Origin of the sequence: Thermoanaerobacterium thermosulfurigenes (assembly GCF_051201035.1) — a bacterium.
Lineage (GTDB): Bacteria > Bacillota > Thermoanaerobacteria > Thermoanaerobacterales > Thermoanaerobacteraceae > Thermoanaerobacterium > Thermoanaerobacterium thermosulfurigenes.
This window is the reverse complement of record NZ_JBPODR010000015.1, coordinates 27091-50035: the sequence shown is the minus strand read 5'-3', so window position 1 is coordinate 50035 and position 22945 is coordinate 27091. Positions and strand designations below refer to the sequence as shown.

23 protein-coding genes and 1 riboswitch are annotated in these 22945 nt (G+C 35.9%); of the genes, 2 read left to right on the top strand and 21 right to left on the bottom strand.

The features are described 5' to 3' along the window. The first annotated feature begins 100 nt into the window (after positions 1-100). On the top strand, positions 101-538 hold the full coding sequence (locus HNR52_RS07550; RefSeq protein ID WP_435620177.1) for a CBO0543 family protein: 438 nt from the start codon (positions 101-103) through the stop codon (positions 536-538). On the opposite strand, the gene HNR52_RS07545 is transcribed toward HNR52_RS07550, so the two are convergent. From HNR52_RS07545 to HNR52_RS07520, 6 genes are all read right to left on the bottom strand, one after another. Next, the gene (locus HNR52_RS07545) at positions 528-1070 is read right to left on the bottom strand and encodes a phosphatase PAP2 family protein (RefSeq protein WP_013787011.1); all 543 of its coding nucleotides are present in this window, start codon (positions 1068-1070) and stop codon (positions 528-530) included. The two genes, HNR52_RS07550 and HNR52_RS07545, sit on opposite strands and share 11 nt — an antisense overlap. Positions 1071-1083: 13 nt before the next feature. Then, complete coding sequence (locus HNR52_RS07540) at positions 1084-2199, bottom strand: MGDG synthase family glycosyltransferase (protein ID WP_013787010.1); 1116 nt, start codon at positions 2197-2199, stop codon at positions 1084-1086. 201 nt (positions 2200-2400) lie between these two features. Next, positions 2401-3039, bottom strand: a complete 639-nt coding sequence (thiT, locus tag HNR52_RS07535) for an energy-coupled thiamine transporter ThiT (protein ID WP_435620176.1) — start codon at positions 3037-3039, stop codon at positions 2401-2403. Between the two features lie 57 nt (positions 3040-3096). Then, a riboswitch (TPP riboswitch) is annotated at positions 3097-3195 on the bottom strand. A 36-nt stretch (positions 3196-3231) separates the two neighbouring features. Continuing rightward, positions 3232-3699 (bottom strand): methylated-DNA--[protein]-cysteine S-methyltransferase, encoded by a 468-nt coding sequence (locus HNR52_RS07530; RefSeq protein WP_013787008.1) that lies wholly within the window; start codon positions 3697-3699, stop codon positions 3232-3234. Between the two features lie 24 nt (positions 3700-3723). Further along, entirely contained in the window at positions 3724-3969 is a 246-nt protein-coding gene (locus HNR52_RS07525; protein WP_435620188.1) for a hypothetical protein, read from the bottom strand. Between the two features lie 153 nt (positions 3970-4122). Beyond that, entirely contained in the window at positions 4123-5262 is a 1140-nt protein-coding gene (locus HNR52_RS07520) for an aldo/keto reductase (protein WP_435620175.1), read from the bottom strand. Positions 5263-5411: 149 nt separating this feature from the next. On the opposite strand from HNR52_RS07520, the gene ltaE reads away from it, so the two are divergent. Continuing rightward, positions 5412-6449 (top strand): low-specificity L-threonine aldolase, encoded by a 1038-nt coding sequence (gene ltaE, locus HNR52_RS07515; RefSeq protein WP_435620174.1) that lies wholly within the window; start codon positions 5412-5414, stop codon positions 6447-6449. Positions 6450-6452: 3 nt separating this feature from the next. On the opposite strand, the gene HNR52_RS07510 is transcribed toward ltaE, so the two are convergent. From HNR52_RS07510 to argF, 15 genes are all read right to left on the bottom strand, one after another. Further along, positions 6453-8318: an APC family permease gene (locus tag HNR52_RS07510; protein WP_435620173.1), complete on the bottom strand. Its 1866-nt coding sequence runs from the start codon at positions 8316-8318 to the stop codon at positions 6453-6455. Between the two features lie 88 nt (positions 8319-8406). Further along, the gene (locus HNR52_RS07505) at positions 8407-9078 is read right to left on the bottom strand and encodes a beta/alpha barrel domain-containing protein (protein ID WP_013787003.1); all 672 of its coding nucleotides are present in this window, start codon (positions 9076-9078) and stop codon (positions 8407-8409) included. Positions 9079-9139: 61 nt separating this feature from the next. Continuing rightward, on the bottom strand, positions 9140-9784 hold the full coding sequence (locus HNR52_RS07500; RefSeq protein WP_435620172.1) for a response regulator transcription factor: 645 nt from the start codon (positions 9782-9784) through the stop codon (positions 9140-9142). Continuing rightward, a complete protein-coding gene (locus tag HNR52_RS07495) occupies positions 9785-10894 on the bottom strand; it encodes a sensor histidine kinase (protein ID WP_435620171.1) in 1110 nt (369 codons plus the stop codon). It lies immediately after the preceding gene. Between the two features lie 86 nt (positions 10895-10980). Beyond that, the gene (locus HNR52_RS07490; RefSeq protein ID WP_435620170.1) at positions 10981-12123 is read right to left on the bottom strand and encodes an ABC transporter permease; all 1143 of its coding nucleotides are present in this window, start codon (positions 12121-12123) and stop codon (positions 10981-10983) included. Between the two features lie 2 nt (positions 12124-12125). Continuing rightward, positions 12126-13241, bottom strand: a complete 1116-nt coding sequence (locus tag HNR52_RS07485; protein ID WP_435620169.1) for an ABC transporter permease — start codon at positions 13239-13241, stop codon at positions 12126-12128. 12 nt (positions 13242-13253) lie between these two features. After that, positions 13254-14189, bottom strand: coding sequence for an ABC transporter ATP-binding protein (locus HNR52_RS07480; RefSeq protein ID WP_045408383.1), 936 nt, complete (start codon positions 14187-14189; stop codon positions 13254-13256). Positions 14190-14791: 602 nt separating this feature from the next. After that, positions 14792-15433 carry an MBL fold metallo-hydrolase gene (locus HNR52_RS07475; protein WP_435620168.1) on the bottom strand — a complete coding sequence of 214 codons (642 nt, stop codon included), beginning with the start codon at positions 15431-15433 and terminating at the stop codon, positions 14792-14794. A 135-nt stretch (positions 15434-15568) separates the two neighbouring features. Beyond that, positions 15569-17257, bottom strand: coding sequence for an arginine--tRNA ligase (gene argS / locus HNR52_RS07470; protein ID WP_435620167.1), 1689 nt, complete (start codon positions 17255-17257; stop codon positions 15569-15571). A 1-nt stretch (position 17258) separates the two neighbouring features. Further along, positions 17259-17681 carry a YwiB family protein gene (locus HNR52_RS07465; RefSeq protein ID WP_435620166.1) on the bottom strand — a complete coding sequence of 141 codons (423 nt, stop codon included), beginning with the start codon at positions 17679-17681 and terminating at the stop codon, positions 17259-17261. A gap of 13 nt (positions 17682-17694) precedes the next feature. Then, positions 17695-18783, bottom strand: coding sequence for a D-alanine--D-alanine ligase family protein (locus tag HNR52_RS07460; protein ID WP_435620165.1), 1089 nt, complete (start codon positions 18781-18783; stop codon positions 17695-17697). Between the two features lie 154 nt (positions 18784-18937). Continuing rightward, the gene (locus HNR52_RS07455) at positions 18938-19381 is read right to left on the bottom strand and encodes an arginine repressor (RefSeq protein ID WP_435620164.1); all 444 of its coding nucleotides are present in this window, start codon (positions 19379-19381) and stop codon (positions 18938-18940) included. A 44-nt stretch (positions 19382-19425) separates the two neighbouring features. Next, a complete protein-coding gene (gene arcC, locus HNR52_RS07450; RefSeq protein WP_435620163.1) occupies positions 19426-20415 on the bottom strand; it encodes a carbamate kinase in 990 nt (329 codons plus the stop codon). A 15-nt stretch (positions 20416-20430) separates the two neighbouring features. Continuing rightward, positions 20431-21858: a basic amino acid/polyamine antiporter gene (locus HNR52_RS07445; protein ID WP_435620162.1), complete on the bottom strand. Its 1428-nt coding sequence runs from the start codon at positions 21856-21858 to the stop codon at positions 20431-20433. 68 nt (positions 21859-21926) lie between these two features. Continuing rightward, positions 21927-22916, bottom strand: coding sequence for an ornithine carbamoyltransferase (argF, locus tag HNR52_RS07440; protein ID WP_013786995.1), 990 nt, complete (start codon positions 22914-22916; stop codon positions 21927-21929). Positions 22917-22945: the final 29 nt, after the last annotated feature.

The following is a 22945-nucleotide window of genomic DNA, read 5'->3' as shown; positions in this document are numbered from 1 at the left end:
CTACTAATCATTTTATCATTACAAAATTTTCTAGTCAATTGGCTTTTAAAAACTTTAATAATTTATTTTTGTAAAAGCCAAAATAATTCAAGGTGATGTTATGTGGTACATAATTTTTTCAATTTTTACGGTAATTATATCGCTTTTTTTAATAGACAGAAAAAAGTTAAAAGTGCTAATACCTGCGTATCTGCTTTCATCTGTGATAGGCTTTTCTTTGGATGTAATATTTGACTTTACTTTGAAATACTATTATTACATTGATACACCTATTCCAAACGGTGTTCTATCATTCCTGATGGAAACATTTATAGGACCACCTTATGGCATGATTTTTATACAATACATACCAAAAGGAAAAATACGCTACATCATATACACGGCTGCATGGATATTGTTTCTGACTGCCGTTGAAGCAGTATTTCACATAAACGGGCTTCTTATTTACAACAGATGGAATTATTTCTTTTCAGTCATAACGTACATCTTCACATTGTTAGCTATAACTGCTCAATATAAATACTTGTTTAAAGAATAGGCAGCATCAAGCCATACATATGTGTTATATATGAAAATAGGATACCAACCGTAGAGCCTATTATGACATCTGAAGGATAGTGCAATCCCATGTAAATCCTCGAAAGACTCACTAAAATAGCCAGACTGACTAAAATAATCGTCAAATCAGGAAAGAAAAATGAAAAAGAAACCGCCAAAGAAAATATAGCTGTAGCGTGACCTGACGGGAAAGAATAATCTCTCAACAAATATTTGAATGTATTGGCTTCAGGCAAAACCATGTAAGGCCTTGGCCTCGTGCATATTCTCTTTAAAATTTGCACAACTAAGTGGCTACTTGTCAAAGTAGTAAGGGCTTGAATGGCAGAAAGCTTAACGCTGCTTTTTCCAAACAAAATCAGCAGCAAACAAGATAAAATCGTAAAATACGGTCCTCCTATATGGGTTATTTTAGGCATAATCTTATCAAGAGTTTTGCACTTTATCCTTTCATTTAAAAGGAAAAATACATTCCTGTCCTCCGCAATAATCAATTTCTTCACTCCCGACACAAATGAAACCTCCTTACACCTTCAAAGCATCATTCTTTATATTATTTATAACTACGCTGCATACCTTGTCTGCTGAATTGTATATGCCAATTTCCTCCATGCGCTCCTTCATTTCATCTATCTTTTTCTTGTCAGATAAGAGATCTAATATCTTTTTGTCTAACTTTTCTATATCTTTAATTCTTAAGGCAATCCTCTTTTTAAGCAAAAATTCGAGATTTCTCTCTTCTTGTCCAGGTATAGGATCAAAAATTATCATAGGCAATTTCTTAATTATGGCTTCGGTGACAGTAAGACCACCACTTTTAGTTACTAAGACATCAGCAGCCTCCATAAATTCATGCACGTTGTCTACATGACCATACACAAATACATTATCATCCGATATCTCCTCTATTTTAGCCTTTAAATTCTTATTTAATCCACATATTACAGCAATCTGCAAATCTTTATGCCTCTGTATAACATTGACGGCTTTTTTTATGTTTCCCAGTCCAAGTCCACCGCCCATCACCATCACCAATGGTCTATCTAATTGAAAACCCAATTTTTCTCTCATCTCATTTTTATCTTTTTTGACGTAAAATTCTTCATCAATAGGTATGCCAGTCACATTTATTTTGTCATCGGAAACACCCATCAAATTCATCTGACTTTTCATCTCTCGAGATCCAACAAAATACCCATCTATCTGGTGATGTATCCAATAGGCATGGACATCGTAATCAGTCAATATGGCAAATATCGGAATGTTGAGATCTCTTTTTATATGTGACAGAATAGAGCAAGAAAACGGATGGGTGCATATTACTGCGTTAGGCTTTAAATTTAACACGTAATCTTTTATAAATGTATAAACAGACATGCCTACCAGCTTATTTATACGCCTTTCTATCTTGTCCCTTTCCATCTCATAAAGATACCCCCATAATTCAGGTGTCAATTTTAGCGTCTTTAAGTAAATTCTCGTTGTCAAGTAAGACAGGCTGGGAAACTTCTCCCCAAGTGGATTTTCCACGAAGGCTTCAACGCCATCTCTTTTTTCGAAGGCTTTTTTTAAAGCCATCGCCGTTCTTTTATGTCCAGTTCCTATATCTTCATAAAGTATTAAAATCTTTATTTTATCCATCAAAAAGACCCTCACAATCACTATATTGATTATGGCATTTAAACATTAAATTTAAATTAAATTTGTATTAAAAATGCGTTAAAATCTATCCATCAATATAGTTTATTTTTATTTGCTATCTAATATTATACCATCAAAATCAATTTATTGTATAAAATTTATAAAAACCCTCTTCCGTTAAAAAGAGGGTTTTTATAAATTTTACGCTAATGCTTTTTTCTTTATCATCTCAATTGCATTTCTAACTTGCGGAATAATAGAAACCACAAAACAAATCAAGACCTCCACACCTACTAATATACCATTAACAAGAAGCGAATAGACAATAGGATTCATACCTTTTGGTGCATAGCTGGCAAAGAAGAAGACACCTGATAGAAAATGTGAAAAAAACCTGCCAAAACCACCAACTAAGATTCCCAGACTTAAATTCTTTTTAAAGAATCCTGCAAGTCCTAAGGCACCAAACGCCAATGGATAATCTAATAGAAGCTGTATCCAATGCACAACATAAGGGTCTTGTATTAGCTGAAGTATTCCATAGGCCATTCCCACCGCTATGCCTGGACCTGCACCGTAATAGTATGCAAAGACAAACAGCGGAAGCATACTGGCTGGCGTTATAGAACCACCTTGAGGCCAATGATAAAACCTTATATACGATAAGACAAATGATATAGCTATTGCCAATCCACCGTACACAAGCATCTTTGCGTTAAATTTCACGCTGTTTCTTAAAATGTAAAACAAAAAGGCAGCGAATAGAATCGCAATTATGATGGAAAGTGTGGCAGGCTTTATTTTTGTAAAGTCGGAAAAAATGCTTACAATGTAGGACATAAAAATAACCTCCTTTTGAGGCTATGTACCGCTTAAAACAAAAAAACCGCACACCGATGCGGTCTTTTGCCGCATTCCCTTCGTAGGTATTAACCTAATCAGGTTCTAGGGGTTTGGCATCTGCCATCTCAGCTAAAAGCACCCCCAGCGGACATAGTCTATTGATTAATTTATTATCTAATTATAATAAAATTACTTTTTAAATGCAATACCTTCATGTTGAAGCAGTAATGACTTGACATTAAGTCCTCCTGCAAAGCCTTTCAGTGTCATATCTGAACCGATGACCCTATGACATGGTATGATAATCGGAATAGGATTTTTATTGAGGGCATTTCCTACAGCTCTTGATGCATTTGGCTTACCTATTCTTCTTGCGATTTCACCGTATGTAGCGTAAAAGCCATACGGTATCTTCATAAGCTCTCGCCAAACAGATTTTTGAAAGTCTGTCCCTTCTAAATCTAACTTTACGCTAAATTCTTTCAAGTGACCCTCAAAGTACAATTTAAGCTGTTCTTTGCAATCAGCTATAAATGAATTCGTACTCCTTAAACATTGTAAATGTTCTTCATTAGGAAAATCTATCCTCGTTATGCCATCTTCGCTTGAATATATTCTTAGCGTTCCAATCGGTGTATCTAAGTCATCCCATACCACATTATCACATCCTGATGCATTTTGCTATTTAACAACTACTTCTTCGACTTCATCTTCAATTTCAAAATCTTCATTAGATTCATAAGAAGATTCACTTGATTCTGATTTGCCTGAAGTTGCTATTTTTGCTAAACTTTTTTCTATTGAATCAATCTTTTTCATTTTTTTCAATGTATAAACTATGTAAAATACCAAAAAGATAACTGATACAATCGGTGTAGCTAAAGCCACAAAATACTGCAGAAATAGCATAAATCCACTTTGAACCATTCTTGACACTCCCTTCTAAATAAGATATTCACTATTTATTATTTCACAAGTAAACTATCAAAGCAAGTATTATAAAAAATATTATACATAGTTTTTTCTACTAAAAGTAAAGCCATATTGGTGAAACTTAAGTTTCATCAATATGGCTTATTTTTAAACAGCATCTTTAAAATATCTTCTTACATCCTTTAGATAATCAATTATTGTCAAGTGTTGAGGGCATTTTGTCTCGCACTCTCCGCATTCTATGCAAGAACTTGCTTTACCTTCATTTAAGTTATTATAATTTCTAAGTGCTTCATCATAATTGTTGTACATGTGGGCTTCATTGTATACGGCAAAATTCTTAGGTATATTCACACCATTTGGACATGGCATACAGTAGTTACAAGCAGTACATCCTACAGGCGAAAGCCTTTCATAAGTTTCTCTGACTTTATCTACAAGTTTTACCTCGTCCTCGGTTAAACCATTTGCTTTTGATCTTGAGGCACTTTCTATATTTTGTTTCACTTGTTCCATCGTGCTCATTCCACTTAATACAAGGGAAACTTCAGGATGATTCCACACCCACTGCAAAGCCCATTCTGCAGGTGTCCTTTTTACACTTGCACTGTTCCAAAGCTCTTTGATAGCCTCTGGCGGATCTCCAGCAAGCTTGCCACCTCTTATTGGTTCCATTACAATAACGGCTAATCCCTTTGACGCAGCATACTTAAGCCCTTTTAAGCCCGCTTGATTGTTTATATCCATGTAGTTGTACTGTATCTGACAAAAATCCCATTTATCGTAATCATCGATTATGCCTTTAAAAACATTGTATTCGTCATGGAAAGAAAAACCTATGAATTTGACTTTGCCTTCTTTCTTGACCTTTTCCATCCAGCTAAACACATCAAGTCTTTTGTACTTCTCCCATCTCTCTTTATCCAATGCGTGTAGAAGGTAAAAATCTATGTAGTCAACGTCCAGTTTTTTTAGTTGTTCATTCAGGTATTTATCCATATCTTCTTTTTCATTAACAAGCCATGACGGAAGTTTTGTAGCTAAATACGTCTTTTCCCTGTATCCGTCTTTTAAAGCTTTGCCTACCACAATCTCACTTTGCCCATTGTGGTACGGATATGCAGTATCAACGTAGTTAACGCCATTATCTATAGCATATCTTATCATCTTTATAGCTTCTTCTTCATCGATCTTGCTGTTGTCTCCGCCTATTGTAGGCAATCTCATTGCGCCAAAACCCAATGCTGAAACCTTAACACCTGTATTGCCAAATTCTCTATACTGCATACAACCCCTCCGTATCTTAAAATTTAAATTTCTTATTTGATTATAACACCATTGCTTTAAATAACAAAATTCCCGTAATCGCATCTATTGCTTTAGCTTTTCAACAATGTTAATCTTAAATTAAGCTAATAGATAGGAGGTAATTGCATATGGAATACATCGATTTAAGAAGCGACACAGTCACGTTGCCAACTCAGGAAATGAGAGATGCCATGTACAAAGCTTTAGTAGGCGACGATGTTTATGGTGAAGATCCCACTGTAAAGAAGCTTGAAGAAATGGCAGCAGATATTATGGGAAAAGAAGATGCAATGTTTGTGACAAGCGGGACACAAGGAAACCAAGTATCTGTCATGACACATACACATCACGGCAACGAAATAATACTGGAAGAAAAATGCCATATAATTACGTATGAAGTCGGTGGAATAGGATATCTATCAGGGGTGCAAGCTAAAACTATACGAGGAATAAATGGTATTATGGACCCGAAAGATGTTCTAAACTCCATCAGGACAGATGACATCCATTTTCCAAAGACAAGTCTTATATGTCTGGAAAACACCCACAATAAAGCAGGTGGTACAGTTACACCACTAAGCAATATGAAGGAAATTTATGAGATAGCAAAAGAACACGATATACCTGTTCATTTAGACGGAGCAAGGATTTTCAACGCAGCCACATACCTAAATGTGGACGTAAAGGAAATAGCAAGATACGCTGACAGCGTAATGTTTTGTCTGTCAAAAGGACTTTGTGCACCCGTAGGTTCCATTGTGGCCGGCAGTAAAGATTTCATTAAAAAGGCCAGAAAGTACCGCAAAATGTTGGGTGGTGGTTTAAGACAAGCTGGGATTTTAGCTGCAGCAGGAATTGTAGCACTTGAAAAGATGACAAAGAGATTAGCAGAAGATCACGAAAACGCAAGGCTTTTAGCAGAAGGCTTAAATAACATAAAAGGCATAAAAGTTGACATGTCGACAGTTCAAACAAATATCGTCATGTCTGACATATCTGCAACAGGTCTTACAGGAGCACAATTATCCTCAAAACTTTTAAATTACGGGATTAAGGTAAACGGCGGCAATGACTACGCCGTAAGATTTGTAACACACTATTACATCAAAAAAGACCATATTGACAAGGTCCTTCACGCCATAAGCACAATATTAAAAGAGCAATAAAGATTATTGCTCTTTTTTGCATTTATCTTCAATATCATCATCATCGTGAAGCTGCAGCGGCATAGTCGCAACGACGATGTGTTTGTGTTTTAACAGTTCTTTTTCTATATAAACTCTCGTCTTATTATGAAGAATGTTGTGCCACCTTTTCCTAACTACAAACTGCGGCAATATTACTGTTATCATATCTCCTTTTTTATAGTTGTACTCTTCCGATTCTATAAATTTAAGAAGCGGCTCGACGATTCTCCTAAATGGCGAATATTTGACAATAAGCGGTATGTCCGTATTAAGCATGGCATACCTCTTTTTTATCTTTTCACCGCTTTCCTCATCTATAGACACATTAAAAGCGATGACATGCTCAGATATCGTCCTGGCATACCTTAACGCTCTGATACTGGCCTTATTGATGCTCTCTATAGGCACTATTACTCTGTTTCGATAGTGACTTTCAGAGATCTTTATGCACTGAAGATCTTCTGGGCTTACTCTAAGCTGTACAGCCACAGCCCTGTAATGCTTATTTATCTTAAGCATCATAAATACCAAAACAGGTATAACTATTATTACGATCCAAGCGCCTTCTCTAAATTTGGTTATTCCTACAATTACGACAACTAAAGCTGTGACAATAGCGCCTGTACCATTTATAATCGCCTTTATGACCCAATTTTTGCTTCTCGTCGTTATCCATCTCTTTGCCATGCCTGTCTGCGACAAAGTAAATGATATGAAAACGCCAATTGCATAAAGTCCTATCAAGGAAGTGACATTAGCCCTGAATGCCACAATAAGAACAGTAGCCAAAACTGAAAGCAATATTATGCCGTTTGAATAGCTTAGCCTGTCGCCTCTTTTGTTAAGCTGTCTCGGCATGTGTCCTTCTTTTGCCATTATCGCAAGTAAGAGTGGAAATCCTGAATAAGCAGTATTAGATGCCATTACCAATATGATAAATGTTGTTGCTGTAATGTAATAGAACATGAAGCCTCTACCAAATATTTCGTTTGCTAACTGTATGATTACAGCTTTGTCTCCTGCAGTAACGTGATACATGCTTATAAGGACAGATATGCCGCCAAATGAAATCAAGACAATAGAAGATAGCAAAATCAAGACAGTAATTGCTCGTTTAACAGATGGCTCTTTAAAATTCGGCACCGCATTGCTTACAGCTTCAACGCCAGTCAAAGCAGAACATCCATTTGAAAAAGCTCTTAAAAGTAAGAACAGTGTGACTGGTTCAACGGCTTTTAAAGGTGTAGTAGGAGGCACATATCCTCCTTTTATCTTTAAAATACCTGCAATAAGCATCGCAACTATGCCAAAAACAAAAGCATACGTAGGAACACCAAAAATTCTGGATGATTCACGTATACCTCTCAAATTGCCTATCATCAAAATCAGCACAATTGCGATACATATAAGTATTGAGTAAGGCCTTAAAAATAAAAATGCAGATGTTATCTGATCAACACCTGATGACACACTAACTGCCACTGTCAAAATATAGTCGACAGATAGTGCAGCACCAGCTACTACTCCTGCGGTCTTCCCTAAGTTATCAGACGCAACTATGTAGGCGCCTCCTCCATTTGGGTAGTTTTCTATCGTCTGTATGTAAGAAAAAGTAAGTATCAATAATAGACTGATAATAGCGGCAGAAATATAAAGCAGATTTTTATATGCCATAAAGCCTATTGCAGGCAGCAAAACTAATAAGATTTCCTCGCCGGCATAAGCCACAGAAGAAATCGCATCGCTGGACAGTATAGGAAGTCCCCATATTATGCCGTATTTCTCGTTTTTAATAGCCTTATTTGTCAGTGGTCTACCTATTAAAGCCCTCTTAAGTCTATTAAACATCATAACGCCTCCGCTTATTAATAATAACCTATTATAAATCATTATTAATTATTTATCAATATCAATTTATTTATATATTTTACTATTTTTACTGCCTTTCCTCTCTGTATTTATCCATTACGTGTGAAAATATCTCCGCATTTGTTGGGGGTGTGTACGAAATAGCATTTGCACCAGCTTCTATCGTCTCCATTATCGTCTCATCTGTAGGCCCTCCTGTGGCAATTATCGGTATATTTGGGCAAATGTCTCTTACCCTTTTCACAATCTGCGGCGTCTTTTTTGCACCTGAAATATTTAAAATCGTTGCCCCTGCATCTACGCGGCCTTTTATGTCTTCATTTTCTGAGACGATGGTTACTATTATCGGTATGTCGATTGTAGCCCTTATCTTTTTGATTATATCATTTGCAGTAGGTGCATTGACGACAACACCCATAGCGCCTTGGAATTCCGCATCAAGTGCCAAATTGACCACTCTCTTGCCTTGTGTAAGTCCACCGCCGACACCGCTAAACACAGGAATGTCTGACGCCATAATTATAGCGTGTGTAATGACAGGCTGTGGTGTAAAAGGATAAACTGCTAATATGGCATTTGCATTTGTGTTTCTTATTATAGCTATGTCTGTAGTAAAAAGTATTGACTTTATCACTTTTCCATGTATTTTTATGCCTGAAACATTTTGTATAACCTCCGGAACTCTAACCATCTTCTGTCTCAAAGGCGACACTATCTCAGGTATTGACAAATTATCCATACATATCACCTCCAAAAATAAAGTTTTAAAGGGCATATTGTAGTATACCACAATATCGATGTCATTTAAACTGGTTTTTTTCTTTTCCATTTAAATAATAAATGGCGATCTGCGTCCTATGCTGAAGGGATGTCTTATCAAGTATAGACGATATATAGTTTTTCACGGTTCCTTCTGAAATAAAAAGTTTATCAGCAATTTCTTTGTTGGAAAGTCCTTTCGATATGAGATCCATTATTTCTATTTCTCTTTTTGTGAACATTGACATGTCAATTTTTGAATCATCGCACTTACGGATTCCTTCCTTAATCTTGTCAAGAACCACATCCTGTATAACTGAATTGCCTGCATAAACCATTTTTATGGCATTCTTTATGTTTTCAGGAGAATTGTTCTTTAAAAGATATCCTTTTGCACCGCTCTTTATGGCATCTACTATGTATTCATCGTCGTCAAATGTGGTAAGTATCAAAACTTTTGTCTTTGTACGACTGCATATTTCGTAAGATGCCTGCACACCGTTCATTACAGGCATTCTAACGTCTATCAACGCAACATCCACGTCGTGTTTTAAGCAGTAGTTTAAAGCTTTTAACCCATCGTCAACGCAAGACAGCACTTCAAAGTCTTTATCCATTTCTAATATGATCTTAAGACTTTCTCTAATAAGAGAATCATCGTCGGCAATAAGTATTTTAATCGGCATTCAACATCCCTCCAATGGAAGCAAAAATATCACCGAAAATCCATTTGAACCATCTATAATGACTTTTCCTCCAATGCTTTCGCATCTCTCCTCGATGCCCTTAAGCCCAAGTCCTTTTCTTACAACATCTGTGCCAACGCCATTATCTTTCATCTCTACCTTAATAAATTTATTAAGCACATCAATGGTTAAAGAAACTTTAGTAGCCTTTGAATATTTCATGGCGTTTGTTAACAATTCTTTTACATTTTCCATTATGATATTCCACTGTGAATATGTAATCTTATCAATAATACCAGTGTATTTTAGATTTGCAGAAATATGAGTCTTTAACGCGAAATCATCCAAAACAAGCTTCAATCTGTTAAGCCCCATCTGTTCCAGTGGTGGTTTTATCTCCCTTAATGCAATTCTTATGCTTTCAAGTCCATTTCGCAAAGTATCTATGGTGCTTTGGATCATCCTTTTTGCATCATCTTTGTTTCTATCCATTAAAAGCTTCGAAGCTTCTAACTGCATCAAACTTCCTGATATTGTATGCCCAATATCGTCGTGGATTCTCTGGGACAGCCTATTTCTTTCTTCTAACTGTGTAGTGTATTTAAGCTGCCTTTCATACTCTTCATTTTTATCTATTCTTATGTATAAATCCTGTATTTTCCATCTTAACTCCTCATTCTTCCTTTTTAAGCTTTCTAATTTTTCGTATGACCTTTTGGCAAGATATGATATAAGATACGACATCAACAACACAATAATATATTCTGGTATTAATTCGCTTTTAATGAACATCATAATTGAAAGCGAAATAATAAGGCTAAACAAATCAGTAATCAATCCTGAAAATATCTCGTAAATATTAACTGGAACTAAAAACACAAAAAAATTGCTAACATGATTATACGAAAATAGCAATAAGCCAATGGATATAAGCAGCATAAGCTTTTTTATATTCTTTCTATCTGCTAAATAATACGCCATATTGATACATATATATAAAAGAATGAATGCTACAAACTCTGCCGGATATGTAGCCGCTTCTATGTATATGTATTTTATAATAATGTATAAAACAATGATCAATTTTGTCGCAATAACCCACATTTCCATAAAAATATCTCCTCAATAGACTAATTATATTTTATCCCAAAATGGTTATAATTGCACCATAAAAAAATAAGGCTTAAAGCCTTAAATTATACAAAATCCGCCGTTTTATTAGACATCTTCATTTTATACGATGCAATTAGTATAAAAGTTAGGGAGAATGCCAGCAATATAAAAATATTTGGCAATACACCACTACTGGACGTTGCACCTTCTATTTTTGTTATGGCATCAATAGCCCATCTTTGCGGCATAAAATAGGAAACTTTTTGGAAAATCTTTGGCATGACTTCGATAGGCCAAAAAGCGCCTCCCAACATACAGCTTGGAGTTATTATCAATGTCGATAATCCTCCGGATTGAGCAGTAGAATCGCTAAATGCTACGATAAGCATACTAAGCCCTATAGCAGATAGCCCAAATGCAATAAGAATTACAAATATTTCTAAAAGAGATTTATCAAAAGGCAGCTTCAGAAACACAGCCAAAAGCAACATGATCATCTCTATCTGAAACAAAGTCACTATCATATTCACTATAAAGTTGCTTAGTGCATATACAATGGATTTGACGGGTGCAGCGCATATCCTGGAGTAAGTTTTATCTCGTTTTTCCTGAAGCATAAGCTCTGCTATCCTGCTTGTTCCCATCATCAAAAACATTATAAACATTCCTACGCTGCGTGTCATTATATCGTTGATCACGCTTTTGTCTTTAACTGTGTATTCGCCTAACTTTACCAAGGCATTTTTTTCGTATTCTTGATACATTTTATAAAAAATGCTACTATCGCCATTAGAAGAAATCGACAGGTATTTTAAATTGCTGATGTATTCATCAACATAATTTTTTACGGCTAATGCGACTTCTTTGCCTTTGATGGACACGATTTGAACTTTTAAAGGTTTATCTTCAATTACATTTTTGCTGAAATCTTTCGGAAATATAATTGCAAAATCGATATTGCCTTTTGTAACGTATTTATCCAAATTGTTTTCATCAATATTGACAACTTTGAACTTTTGAGAATCTTTAAATGAGTTTACTAAGTCTTTTGATAATGTACCTGTGTCGTTGTTTATGACTCCAATAGCTAATTTTGAACTACCGGACAGATTCAACGTCAAAACTACAAAAGGTATTAAAACCGACAACAGTATATAAATCAAATTCCCTTTTCTCCTGAAAAACAATTTTAAAGTATTCTTTACGAGAAGAAAAACATTTCTCACGATTAGAAAGCCTCCTTTCGGAACAAATAAGCGGCTAAAAACACGAAAACAAAAGCACATGCCAAATTAATGACTATCGCTGTTAATACGTCATTGTAGTTATTGGCAAAAGCCACATTTAATATGGCTGAATTTGTCCATTTTACAGGTGATATGTTGGACAAATTTTTAAATAAGGCTTCCGCAGAATCTACTGAAAAATAAGAACCGCCCAAAAATGCTATAAAAGGAATTATCGCATTGACAATGCCTGATGCAACGCCGCTATTTTTAAATAAAAATCCCAGGCAAATTCCAAGACTTATCGAAAATATGATCTCACTTATTATTATCAGTGCGATTGTGTATATATCATTACCCCAATAAGCTTTAAGTATAAACTTGCTGTACAGAAAAACTAAAATTGACTGCAAAAAAACTGATAGAGATGAACCTAAAATTTTTCCAAATAATATCTCATGTTTTTTAGCAAGGGTTGTAAGCATTCTATTGCCCGTATTTCTCACTCTCTCACTGTTTATAGAGTAAATACCGCTTATAGAGCCGTAGAGTATGATTAACGTCAACATGGTGATTGAATAGTAATCGTAAGAAGACGGCTGTCTCTCACCATTTAACGACACTATTTCTGTAAAGTCGTGATTGTCACTCACATTTATTTTTGATAATGATTGTGGACTTTCCTTTGCCACGACAGCAACAACATTAAATCTGTCGACAAAAGCTTTGAGAATTGTCTCAACAATGTTTGTATCAATAGAGTCTCTGTCATTTTTATAAAATACTATATTATTTCCTCTCAAGACAATGTAACCCGCATACTTGGCATTTCTAACATCGTTTATGCCACTGGCTATTTCTTTCACCTCATGAAACCTTATCCCCAGCTTCTCACAGCTATCCACAAAATTATTAAATCCTTTCGATAGCTCTTTGCTTCCGTTATCTGTGTATTCTACGCTGATATTGCTTATTTTGTGATCTCCATTAAATGTATTTGAAAAAGCAAAACCTAATATAGTCATAAGGACTATGGGAAATAAAACCATGAATACCATAGCTTTCTTACTTCTAAAATTTCCCTTTATTTCTCTCAATGCGATTTTTAATACTCTCATGATCAATCCACCTTAATCTCTTAATTTTCTACCTGTAAGCGTCAGAAATACCGTTTCTAAATCAGGCGTCTGTGTCTCAATGTTTTTGATAGCTATGCCATCAGATGTAAAGTAGTGAATTATCTTGTCAAGGTTGCTGACATCCCTATAGCTTACGATTTTTACCGTATTTTCATCTATATCAATGCTTTTTACTCCGTTAATAGCTTTAAGTTTGTTTTCATCTATATTCGCCACTGAAGTGACAGTTATCATCACCGTATTCGTATCTGTAATGATTGATTTAAGCTCTTCTTTAGTGCCCTCGGCAATTATCTTTCCATGATCGATTATGGAGATTTTCGTGCATATGGCTTCAACTTCCTCCATGTAATGGCTTGTGTATATTACAGTGCTTCCCATCTCATTTAGCTTTTTCACAGATTCTAAAATATGATTTCTTGATTGAGGATCTATGCCGACTGTAGGTTCGTCCAATATTATTATCTTCGGCTTATGCGCTATCGCACATGCTATATTAAGTCGCCTTTTCATTCCTCCCGAAAATTTATTTGCCATCCAATTTGCTTTGTCTTGTAGACCTACGAATTCCAACGCCATGTCAACACTTTCTTTAAGTTCTCTGCCTTTAAGTCCGTAAAGACTTGCAAAAAAGCTTACATTTTCGTATGCGGACAGTTCTCCATAGATAGCAATGTCCTGTGGCACAACGCCAATATTCATTTTAGCGAAATCAGGCTCTCTTTTTATGTCCCTCTCCATCACATAGACTTTTCCGCTGTCTATCTTCAAAAGCCCGCATATTATATTTATAGCTGTACTTTTGCCAGCACCATTTGGACCTAAAAAGCCGTAAATCTCTCCTTCTTCAATTTCAAGATTTACATTGTCAATTGCCACTAAGTCCCCAAATCTTTTGGTCAATCTTTCAAATTTCACAGCTTTCATAAACATTCTCCTTTATTTGAATCTTACGTTTAAATCATATAACAAAAATTGATCTTTATTAAGTACAAAAAGTCACTACTTGTATATGACTTTTGTCACAAAAAAAGAGACGGCCATAACCGTCTCCATGATTATATATAAAAAGGCTCGCAATGATCTTCGCTTCAGCCTATATAAATCTTTGCACACCTGTATTAAATCAAACCTTATGACTTAATACAAGCATCTCAAAACCTATATAAACCTTTGCTCGACCATTATAAATACCTTAGAAACCTAATATAATCTCTCGACTATATTAGACCTCCAGCCTAAGTACAACGCTAAGCTATACATCTGGCCTGCGGAACTTATAATGATCTTAGCTCGACTATAATACATCTCTTTTAACCTTATATTAATCTATATGACTAATATAAAGCCTTACAAGACATATTACAGTCTGCCCGCCGACTGATATTGGACCACTTGATCCAATATCAATCTTTGGCCGATCATCTAAGAACTTTCGTCCTTATATGATCTTGGCTCAACCATTGCGAACCTTACGATATTATATTGTCCCGATTACGACATAATATACTTAAAAACATGTGGTAAATTTAGGAATCTTTATAATTCAAAGCGATTACATCTTTTCTGCCTTCTAAGTAATTTCTGTCAATTTCAATTTCATTAGACTGTATCTTCCGTCCGCCTGTCATCTTCAAGAAATTATCCTCCGTCTCAATCGGCAAATTAACGTTGCTTGTCCTAAAGTGCATTGCAATGGTCAACTTTGGTTTAAGCTGCTCAACTACTTTTACTGCCTGTCTATCATCAATCGTGTAATACCCACCAACTGGCACCATCAATACGTCAACATCCCCTACTTCTTTCACCATATCGTCTGTAAGTATGTGTCCAAGATCCCCTGCATGGCACACTTTCATGCCATCAGCCTCTATTACGAATATTATGTTCTTCCCTCTTTTAGCACCATGCTCGTCATCGTGAAATACACTTACTCCTTTTATGTGAACACCATCTACATCATGTTCACCAGGAGTATTCACGATTTTAAAGTCACCCTTTACAGCTTTAAAGTAATTGTGGTCAAAATGAGAATGAGATGATGTCACAATGTCGGCTTCTGTCTCAGGCAGCGGATATCCTACAGTCTGATCAAATGGATCTGTCACTATGCTTATACCATTTTCTAATGTTATCTTGAAGCATGAATGTCCAAAATACCGTATTTTCATATTAACACCTCCTATGCCATATTATAACACATTATCTTGTCCTATATTAATATCATTGGCACGATTCATAGCTTTATCATAAATTTCCTCAGGATAGCCTGACCTCCATAAAAATATTAGGCGGATAATCCGCCTTTACATTTTCTCTGGTGCTGTTATCTTCAACATATCAAGCACATTCTTTATTACAATTCTTGTAGCATCGATTAAAACTATCCTTGCTTTCATCAGTTCTTCATCAACACCTCTCACCCTGCAGCTATTGTAAAAAGTGTGAAACAGTGATGCTACGTCGAGTATATACCGCGTGATTCTGTGAGGAGCCATGGTATTTGCTGCTATTGTAATTTCTTCAGGCAGATATGCCAGTTTTTTAATCAAACTAATCTCTGTATCTTCACTCAACAATTTTAAGTTGACTTCTTTTAAATTGTCTGTATCAATCCCATCTTCCTTTAATTGCCTCAATATAGAACATATTCTGGCATGGGCATATTGAACGTAAAAAACTGGATTTTCATTTGACTGCTCAACAGCTAAGTCCATATCAAAGTCAACAGCACTATCAGCAGAACGCATGTTAAAGAAAAATCTCGCGGCGTCTTTGCCGACTTCATCAATCAAATCTCTCAATGTCACCATTTTGCCTGTCCTTTTTGACATCCTTACTACTTCTTTGCCCTTCATAAGCCTTACAAGCTGCATCAAAAGCACATCAAGCCTATCAGGGTCAATACCCAGTGCTTTCATGGCACCCTTCATCGGTGCCACATGTCCATGATGATCGGCACCCCATATATCGATGACCCAATCAAAGCCACGAGTCACAAATTTATTCTTGTGGTAGGCTATATCAGATGCTAAATATGTAGGAAAACCATTTGCCCTTACTAATACGTCATCTTTTTCAGCACCAAAAAGCGTCTCTTTAAACCAAAGAGCACCATCTTTTTCATACGTATAACCTTTTTCCTTAAGTTCTTCTATGACTGATTGTACCTCACCGCTTTCATGCAGCGTATTTTCAGAAAACCATACGTCATACTCTATCCCGTACGCTTCAAGGTCCTCTTTAAGTTTAGCTATATTCTTTTTAAGTCCATACTGTATTAATGCTTTTCTCCTTTCTTCAGGATCTGCATCTTTGTACTTATCACCGTATAATTCTAAAAATTCTTTTGCCCTTTCAATTATATCATCGCCGTGATAACCGCCCTCAGGCACTTCGGCATCTTCACCTAATAATTGCAAATAGCGAGCTTCCAATGACAAGCCAAATTTTTCTATCTGGTTGCCTGCATCGTTTATGTAAAACTCTCTCGTGACATCGTATCCTGCATAGTCCAATATAGATGAAAGTGCATCGCCTAATGCACCACCTCGGGCATTTCCCATGTGCATGGGGCCAGTTGGATTTGCCGATACAAATTCTACTTGTACTCTCTTGCCATTTCCAATATTCACCCTGCCGTAATCTGGACCTTTCTCTTTTATAAGCATCAATGCTTCAACGTTATAATCATCATTCAAGTAAAAATTCATAAATCCTGGACCTGCTATTTCCACTTTTTCAATCATTGTACCTTCAAGCTTAAGTCCATCTTTAATTATCTCTGCGATCTTTCTTGGCGGCATCTTTGCAGGTTTTGCCATTATCATGGCTGTGTTTATAGCTAAATCTCCAAATTGTTTTTCCTTAGGTTCTTCTATTTCCACTGATGGAATTTCTTCAATATTTAAAAGGCCATTCTTTTTAGCTTCCTCTATAGAGTTTATCACCATTTCAGTTATCTGATTTTTTACCCTTTGTACAATATTATCCAAATCAATTAACCTCCCGCACCGTTAAATGTAGTTCATTATCGCTTAATACTCTTTCATCTAAATCAATGGCATATTTGAGTTTCAACTCTCCACCATTTTCTGTCAAATTTACTTTGATTTCATCAGATTTTACGCCAAGCATTATATTTCCGTAAGGAGTCACATAGTTTGATTCATGCCTTGTGTTCTTTTCAAATACCATCTTTGATTGATTGTCTCCAAATCTCATTAATATTACTGAATCTTCGCCAACTTTCAATGTAGTTGTCGTCTTGTCTAAGCCTGAAAGCTCCGATTCATCGTACTTTATATAGTAGTATTCACCTTTTTTCAAAAATTCACCCTCTGTTATAAGTTCTATCGTATCTGTTTCATTTTGAGCATTCTTCTGTGTGCCTTTAACTGTAATCAAAGCTTTTTTCAAGCCAAACTCCCCTTTACCAGTTTGTACATTTTTCATTGTGGACAGATAAAGCCAACTGTATAAGCTCATCAATCAGTTCGCTGTATGGTTTCCCCGATGCCTCCCAAAGCTTAGGATACATGCTGATTTGCGTAAATCCCGGGATCGTATTTAATTCATTCAAGTAGACTTTACCTGTATTTTTATCCATCAAAAAGTCTACTCTGGCCATTCCTCTCACGTCTAACGCCGTATACGCCTTTATGGCTAACTCCCTTATCTCCTCCATCTTAGCATCAGGTATAGGCGCTGGAATAAAAAGTTTTGATGCTTCATCAAAATATTTTGCATCATAATCGTAAAATTCATGTGCTGGAACAATCTCACCAGCGACAGATGCTTCAGGAGTGTCATTGCCTAAAACGGAACACTCTATCTCCCTTGCATCAATACCTTCTTCCACAATAATCTTTCTATCATACTTTGCTGCAATTTTCAAGGCATCAATTAGCTCACCCTCATTGTGAACTTTTGATATCCCTACACTTGAACCCATATTTGCAGGTTTTACAAAGCAAGGATATCCGATCTTTTCTGATATTTCACTTCTTATCTTTTCATGTTTATCTACATCATTTAGATTTTTTCTGTATACTACCGTAAACTTCGGCGTCGGTATGCCAGACTCCAAAAATATCCTCTTTGAAAATACTTTATCCATACACAATGATGATGAAAGCACATTAGGTCCAACATACGGCATCTCCAAAAGCTCCATAAGGCCCTGTACTGTTCCATCTTCCCCATTGGGGCCATGCAAAACTGGAAAAACTACATCAATTGGATAAAATTCATAACTTTTGTCTTTAAATGCAATTATTCCTTTGTACATAGTGGAAGGCCCTATCAAAGCAGGCACAGCTTCTTTTTCCCATTCTCCTGTGGCAATCTTGTCAACATCGCCGCTGTATAAATACCATTGACCCCTTTTGGTTATGCCTACCATGTAAACTTCATATTTTTCTCTATCTATATTGTTAATTATAGAAGTGGCTGAAACCCTTGATACTTCATGCTCTCCAGACTGCCCCCCAAATAATACAGCTACTTTAAGCTTATCCATAGAAGAATTCATTCCTTTCAAATAGTATACATATAATTAATTATGTATCATTTATTAATTATATTCTAACCCTTTAGAAATATGGATTCAAGCTAAAGTTTTCAATATGGTAAAATATTAAGGCGGATAAATCCGCCTTCAATAAGTTAATTTGTCATTTCGCTTTTAAAAATTTCTTTGACCACTGTACTGCCTGTTTTCTCACCAATACAAAAATTGTATTGTCACCGGCCACAGAGCCAACGATGTCATCGCACTTTAATAGATCTATCATCTCGGCTACGGCAGATGCCGCTCCAGACAATGTCTTTATGACAATGATATTCCCATTGCATTTAATATCGACTATGGAATTTAAAAAATTGTTTTGTGGAAGACTACAGTCTTCGTTAAAAGCATATTTGTATGATTTCATATCAGTGCTTGGAACTTTTATCAATCTTAGCTCTTTAATGTCCTGAGAAATCGTCGATTGTGTGGCTATAATTTTATTTAACTTAAGCTCTTCAATAAGCTGTTTCTGGTTTATTATTTCCTTTTCTCTTATTATCTCGATTATCTTTGATTGTCTTAAAGCCTTTTGATTATAAGCCATCATTATAAAAACCACCTTCGTAAGTATCCATAGCACTTTACAATCTTTTAAGCTTTTAAATCGGCAAGTTTTCTTTCGACAACAGGACTTAAGATTATGGAAGTTCCACTTCTACCCATCACTGCCAATTTCGCTTTGCTTAATGATGCTATTATCGACTTTCGTCCCGTCTTAGACTCTGCAAACATTATTGCCGCTTTAACCTTAGGCAACATTGAACCTTCTGCAAAATGTCCTTCTTCTATATATCTTTTGGCTTCTTCTACCGTCAACAGCGATAAGTCTTTCTGATCTGGCTTGTTGAAGTTTATTGCGACTTGTTCCACCGCCGTAAGTATCATGAGAATATCAGCATTTAAAATTTCAGCCAACTTTTCAGAAGCCAAATCCTTATCTATAACTGCTGGAACGCCTTTTAAGCTTCCATCTTCATTCTCAATTACTGGCACGCCGCCACCGCCTACCGCAATAACCACATGACCTGCATTGACAATCGTTTTTATCAATTCCTCTTCAACGATCTTTTTCGGCATTGGTGATGCGACAACTCTCCTATAACCTCTGCCAGCATCTTCTTTCATTATATATCCTTTTTCTTCTATTAATTTTTTAGCTTGTTCTTCAGTGAAGAATGAACCTACAGGTTTTGTAGGATTTTTAAAACCCGGATCATCCTTGTCAACCACCACCTGCGTAACCACAGATGCAACATCCTTATTGATGCCTCTTTTTATCATCTCATCTCTAATCGCCTGTTGCAGGTGATAACCAATGTATCCTTGACTGAATGCACCACATTCAGGAAAAGGCATAACAGGTATATTTTTATTTACAGAATTGGCGGTTTCATACGTTGATACAATTTGTCCAACCTGAGGTCCATTGCCATGAGAAATGATAACCTCATGTCCATCTTCTATAAGATCTACAATTGCTTTTGCAGTGCTATGTGCTGTTTTAAGCTGTGCTTCTGCAGATGTATCTTTTGGATTTTCCTGAAGTGCATTTCCTCCAAGTGCTACAACAATTCTTGCCATGTTACTTTCTCCTCTCTATGGTGTTATTTTCCCTGTCGCAACTTCATAAATCATGATAATCGCTATCAAAATCATTATTATCATAGATATGAGTTCAGCTTTACTGACTTTTTCTCCTCTCTCTCTTTTAGCAATATAGTAAGGAATTATGCCTATTGCATACATAATGAATGCAAGACCTAAATACGATATGCCTACGGCATAAATTACGTATAAAGAATATATAGTAGCTATCAAAGAAATTACCGTATCAGCAACTATAGATTTATCTTCATTACATACTTTTAAAGAAAACAATGCTGAAAAAAGATATGGTACAAGTATCAATGTAGTTGCCATATAATACAATGTATAGTATGCAGATTGTAATTTGTCAGATAACAATGACACCAAAAATATTTGAGTTAACACATTAGTCAAAATAAGAGAATTGATTGGAACTCCGTTTTTATTTTCCTTGGAAAACCACTTGGGCATTACTCCATCCTTTGCTGCTACATAAGGAATTTCTGCAGCTAACAGTATCCAGCTTAAAGTTGCCCCTAAAAGTGATACTATAAGACCAAGCTTTACGATAACTCCACCAGCGCCTCCTAATATTGTAGCTTGAAGTACATTTGCCAATGGAGTGCTGGCTTTTGCTAAAACCTTTGCAGGCACAACGCCCATTGCAATAGTCGATATAAGCATGTAAATCAAAAGTGTAATTAAAATGCTTAAGACTGTTGCTTTACCTACTATTTTTTGAGATTCAGCTCTTTCAGACAATACTGTTGCGGCTTCAACACCTATGAAGCACCACAATATGGTTCCCATTGCACCTTTTATTTGTCCTATTAAGCTGGTTGCACTGCCATCGGATGCAAGTGTTGTTGTCCAGTTGTGTACATTGAAAATTGGAACCTTGAAAACTATCAATCCAAATATGATGACTAAAATCAATGGAAGCAGTTTTGCAACTGTTACAATCGCATTTACAACGCCAGCATCTTTAATTCCTCTTGTAATAATATAATGTATTATCCAAAGTAAAATTGAAGCAACTATAAAAGTAACTACTGGTTTTAATTCATGTCCTTTTCCAAGCAAACTATTAAATGTTTTGAAAAGTAAAACCAAAAATGCAACATTACCAAGCCAAGCACTTAACCAGTAACCCCATGCAGAATTAAATCCTACAAATTCTCCAAAACCTGCTCTTGCGTAAGAATAAATTCCACCTGTTAAACTGGGCCTTTTATTGGCCAGCATCTGAAACACAAGCGCCAGCGACACTATGCCAATACCACCAATCAGCCATGCAATAAGAGCCGACTGCGGATTTGATACACCAATAAGATCAGTAGGGCTATTGAATATACCTCCACCAATCATCGAACCCACTCCTAATGCTATTAAAAGCATTAGCCCCAACTTTTTTTGCTTCCCAACACTGCCATCCATATATTTCCCTCCTATACATTTATTTTTACAATGGGATAGGTATATAACCTAACCCATTGTAAAATACATTATAGAGTAGCAACCATCACTGCTTTAATTGTATGCATTCTATTCTCTGCTTCATCGAAAACAACTGAATGTTTGCTTCTGAAAACCTCATCAGTAACTTCTCTAATATCAAGATTCATTTTCTCTTTTGCATCCTTAGCCATTTTCGTTTCAAAATCATGGAAAGATGGCAAGCAATGCATGAATATAACTTCTGGATTCTGTGTGGCTTCTAACATTTCCATATCAACTCTAAAAGGTGTAAGAAGTTTTACTCTATCAGCCAGTTTATCTTCTTCTCCCATTGAAGCCCATATATCTGTGTATATGACATCTGCACCTTTAATTTTTTCGATATCATCCGTAACTTCAAGTATAGCGCCCGTTTCCTCTGCAATTTTATTTGCCTCATCAAGAACAGATCTATCTGGCCACAGTTCTTTAGGTCCGTAAGCCACAAAATGCATTCCCATTTTTGCACATCCATACAGCCATGCATAAGACATGTTGTTTCTTGTATCACCTACAAAAACTATTTTTACTTTGTTAAGTGGTTTTGCTACATGTTCTTCTATTGTAAGCATATCTGCCAATATTTGTGTAGGATGATCCACATCTGTAAGCCCATTAAAAACAGGAACTCCAGAATATTTTGCGAGATCTTCAACAACTTTTTGTTCAAAACCTCTATACTCGATTCCATCATAGAATCTGCCAAGAACTTTTGCTGTATCTTCCAGCGATTCTTTCTTGCCCATCTGAGAGCTGTTCATATCCAAATACGTCACATGCGCTCCTTCATCTAATGCAGCCACTTCAAACGCACATCTTGTCCTCGTAGATGTCTTCTCAAACAAGAGAACTATATTTTTACCATCAAGAAGTTTATCTTTTAGTCCATTTCTCTTTTTTGCTTTTAGATCGTGCGATAGATCCAGCAAATACCTAATTTCCTCTGTTGTGAAATCCTTAAGTGTTAAAAAGCTTCTTCCTTTTAAATTTATTGGCATAACAATTCCTCCTTAAATTTTTTTAGTTT

Bases quoted from the DNA above. Each gene is read 5' to 3' on its own strand.
- HNR52_RS07505 (WP_013787003.1), bottom strand. From the start codon at position 9,078: ATGGATAATTTGTCAATACCTGAGATAGTGTCGCCTTTGAGACAGAAG.
- HNR52_RS07485 (WP_435620169.1), bottom strand. From the start codon at position 13,241: ATGAGAGTATTAAAAATCGCATTGAGAGAAATAAAGGGAAATTTTAGA.
- HNR52_RS07550 (WP_435620177.1), top strand. From the start codon at position 101: ATGTGGTACATAATTTTTTCAATTTTTACGGTAATTATATCGCTTTTT.
- HNR52_RS07540 (WP_013787010.1), bottom strand. From the start codon at position 2,199: ATGGATAAAATAAAGATTTTAATACTTTATGAAGATATAGGAACTGGA.
- argF (WP_013786995.1), bottom strand. From the start codon at position 22,916: ATGCCAATAAATTTAAAAGGAAGAAGCTTTTTAACACTTAAGGATTTC.
- HNR52_RS07510 (WP_435620173.1), bottom strand. From the start codon at position 8,318: ATGTTTAATAGACTTAAGAGGGCTTTAATAGGTAGACCACTGACAAAT.
- thiT (WP_435620176.1), bottom strand. From the start codon at position 3,039: ATGTCCTACATTGTAAGCATTTTTTCCGACTTTACAAAAATAAAGCCT.
- ltaE (WP_435620174.1), top strand. From the start codon at position 5,412: ATGGAATACATCGATTTAAGAAGCGACACAGTCACGTTGCCAACTCAG.
- HNR52_RS07455 (WP_435620164.1), bottom strand. From the start codon at position 19,381: ATGATGGCTTATAATCAAAAGGCTTTAAGACAATCAAAGATAATCGAG.
- HNR52_RS07445 (WP_435620162.1), bottom strand. From the start codon at position 21,858: ATGGATGGCAGTGTTGGGAAGCAAAAAAAGTTGGGGCTAATGCTTTTA.
- HNR52_RS07475 (WP_435620168.1), bottom strand. From the start codon at position 15,433: ATGAAAATACGGTATTTTGGACATTCATGCTTCAAGATAACATTAGAA.
- HNR52_RS07495 (WP_435620171.1), bottom strand. From the start codon at position 10,894: ATGGAAATGTGGGTTATTGCGACAAAATTGATCATTGTTTTATACATT.
- HNR52_RS07500 (WP_435620172.1), bottom strand. From the start codon at position 9,784: ATGCCGATTAAAATACTTATTGCCGACGATGATTCTCTTATTAGAGAA.
- HNR52_RS07520 (WP_435620175.1), bottom strand. From the start codon at position 5,262: ATGCAGTATAGAGAATTTGGCAATACAGGTGTTAAGGTTTCAGCATTG.
- HNR52_RS07525 (WP_435620188.1), bottom strand. From the start codon at position 3,969: ATGGTTCAAAGTGGATTTATGCTATTTCTGCAGTATTTTGTGGCTTTA.
- HNR52_RS07480 (WP_045408383.1), bottom strand. From the start codon at position 14,189: ATGAAAGCTGTGAAATTTGAAAGATTGACCAAAAGATTTGGGGACTTA.
- arcC (WP_435620163.1), bottom strand. From the start codon at position 20,415: ATGGCAAGAATTGTTGTAGCACTTGGAGGAAATGCACTTCAGGAAAAT.
- HNR52_RS07460 (WP_435620165.1), bottom strand. From the start codon at position 18,783: ATGGATAAGCTTAAAGTAGCTGTATTATTTGGGGGGCAGTCTGGAGAG.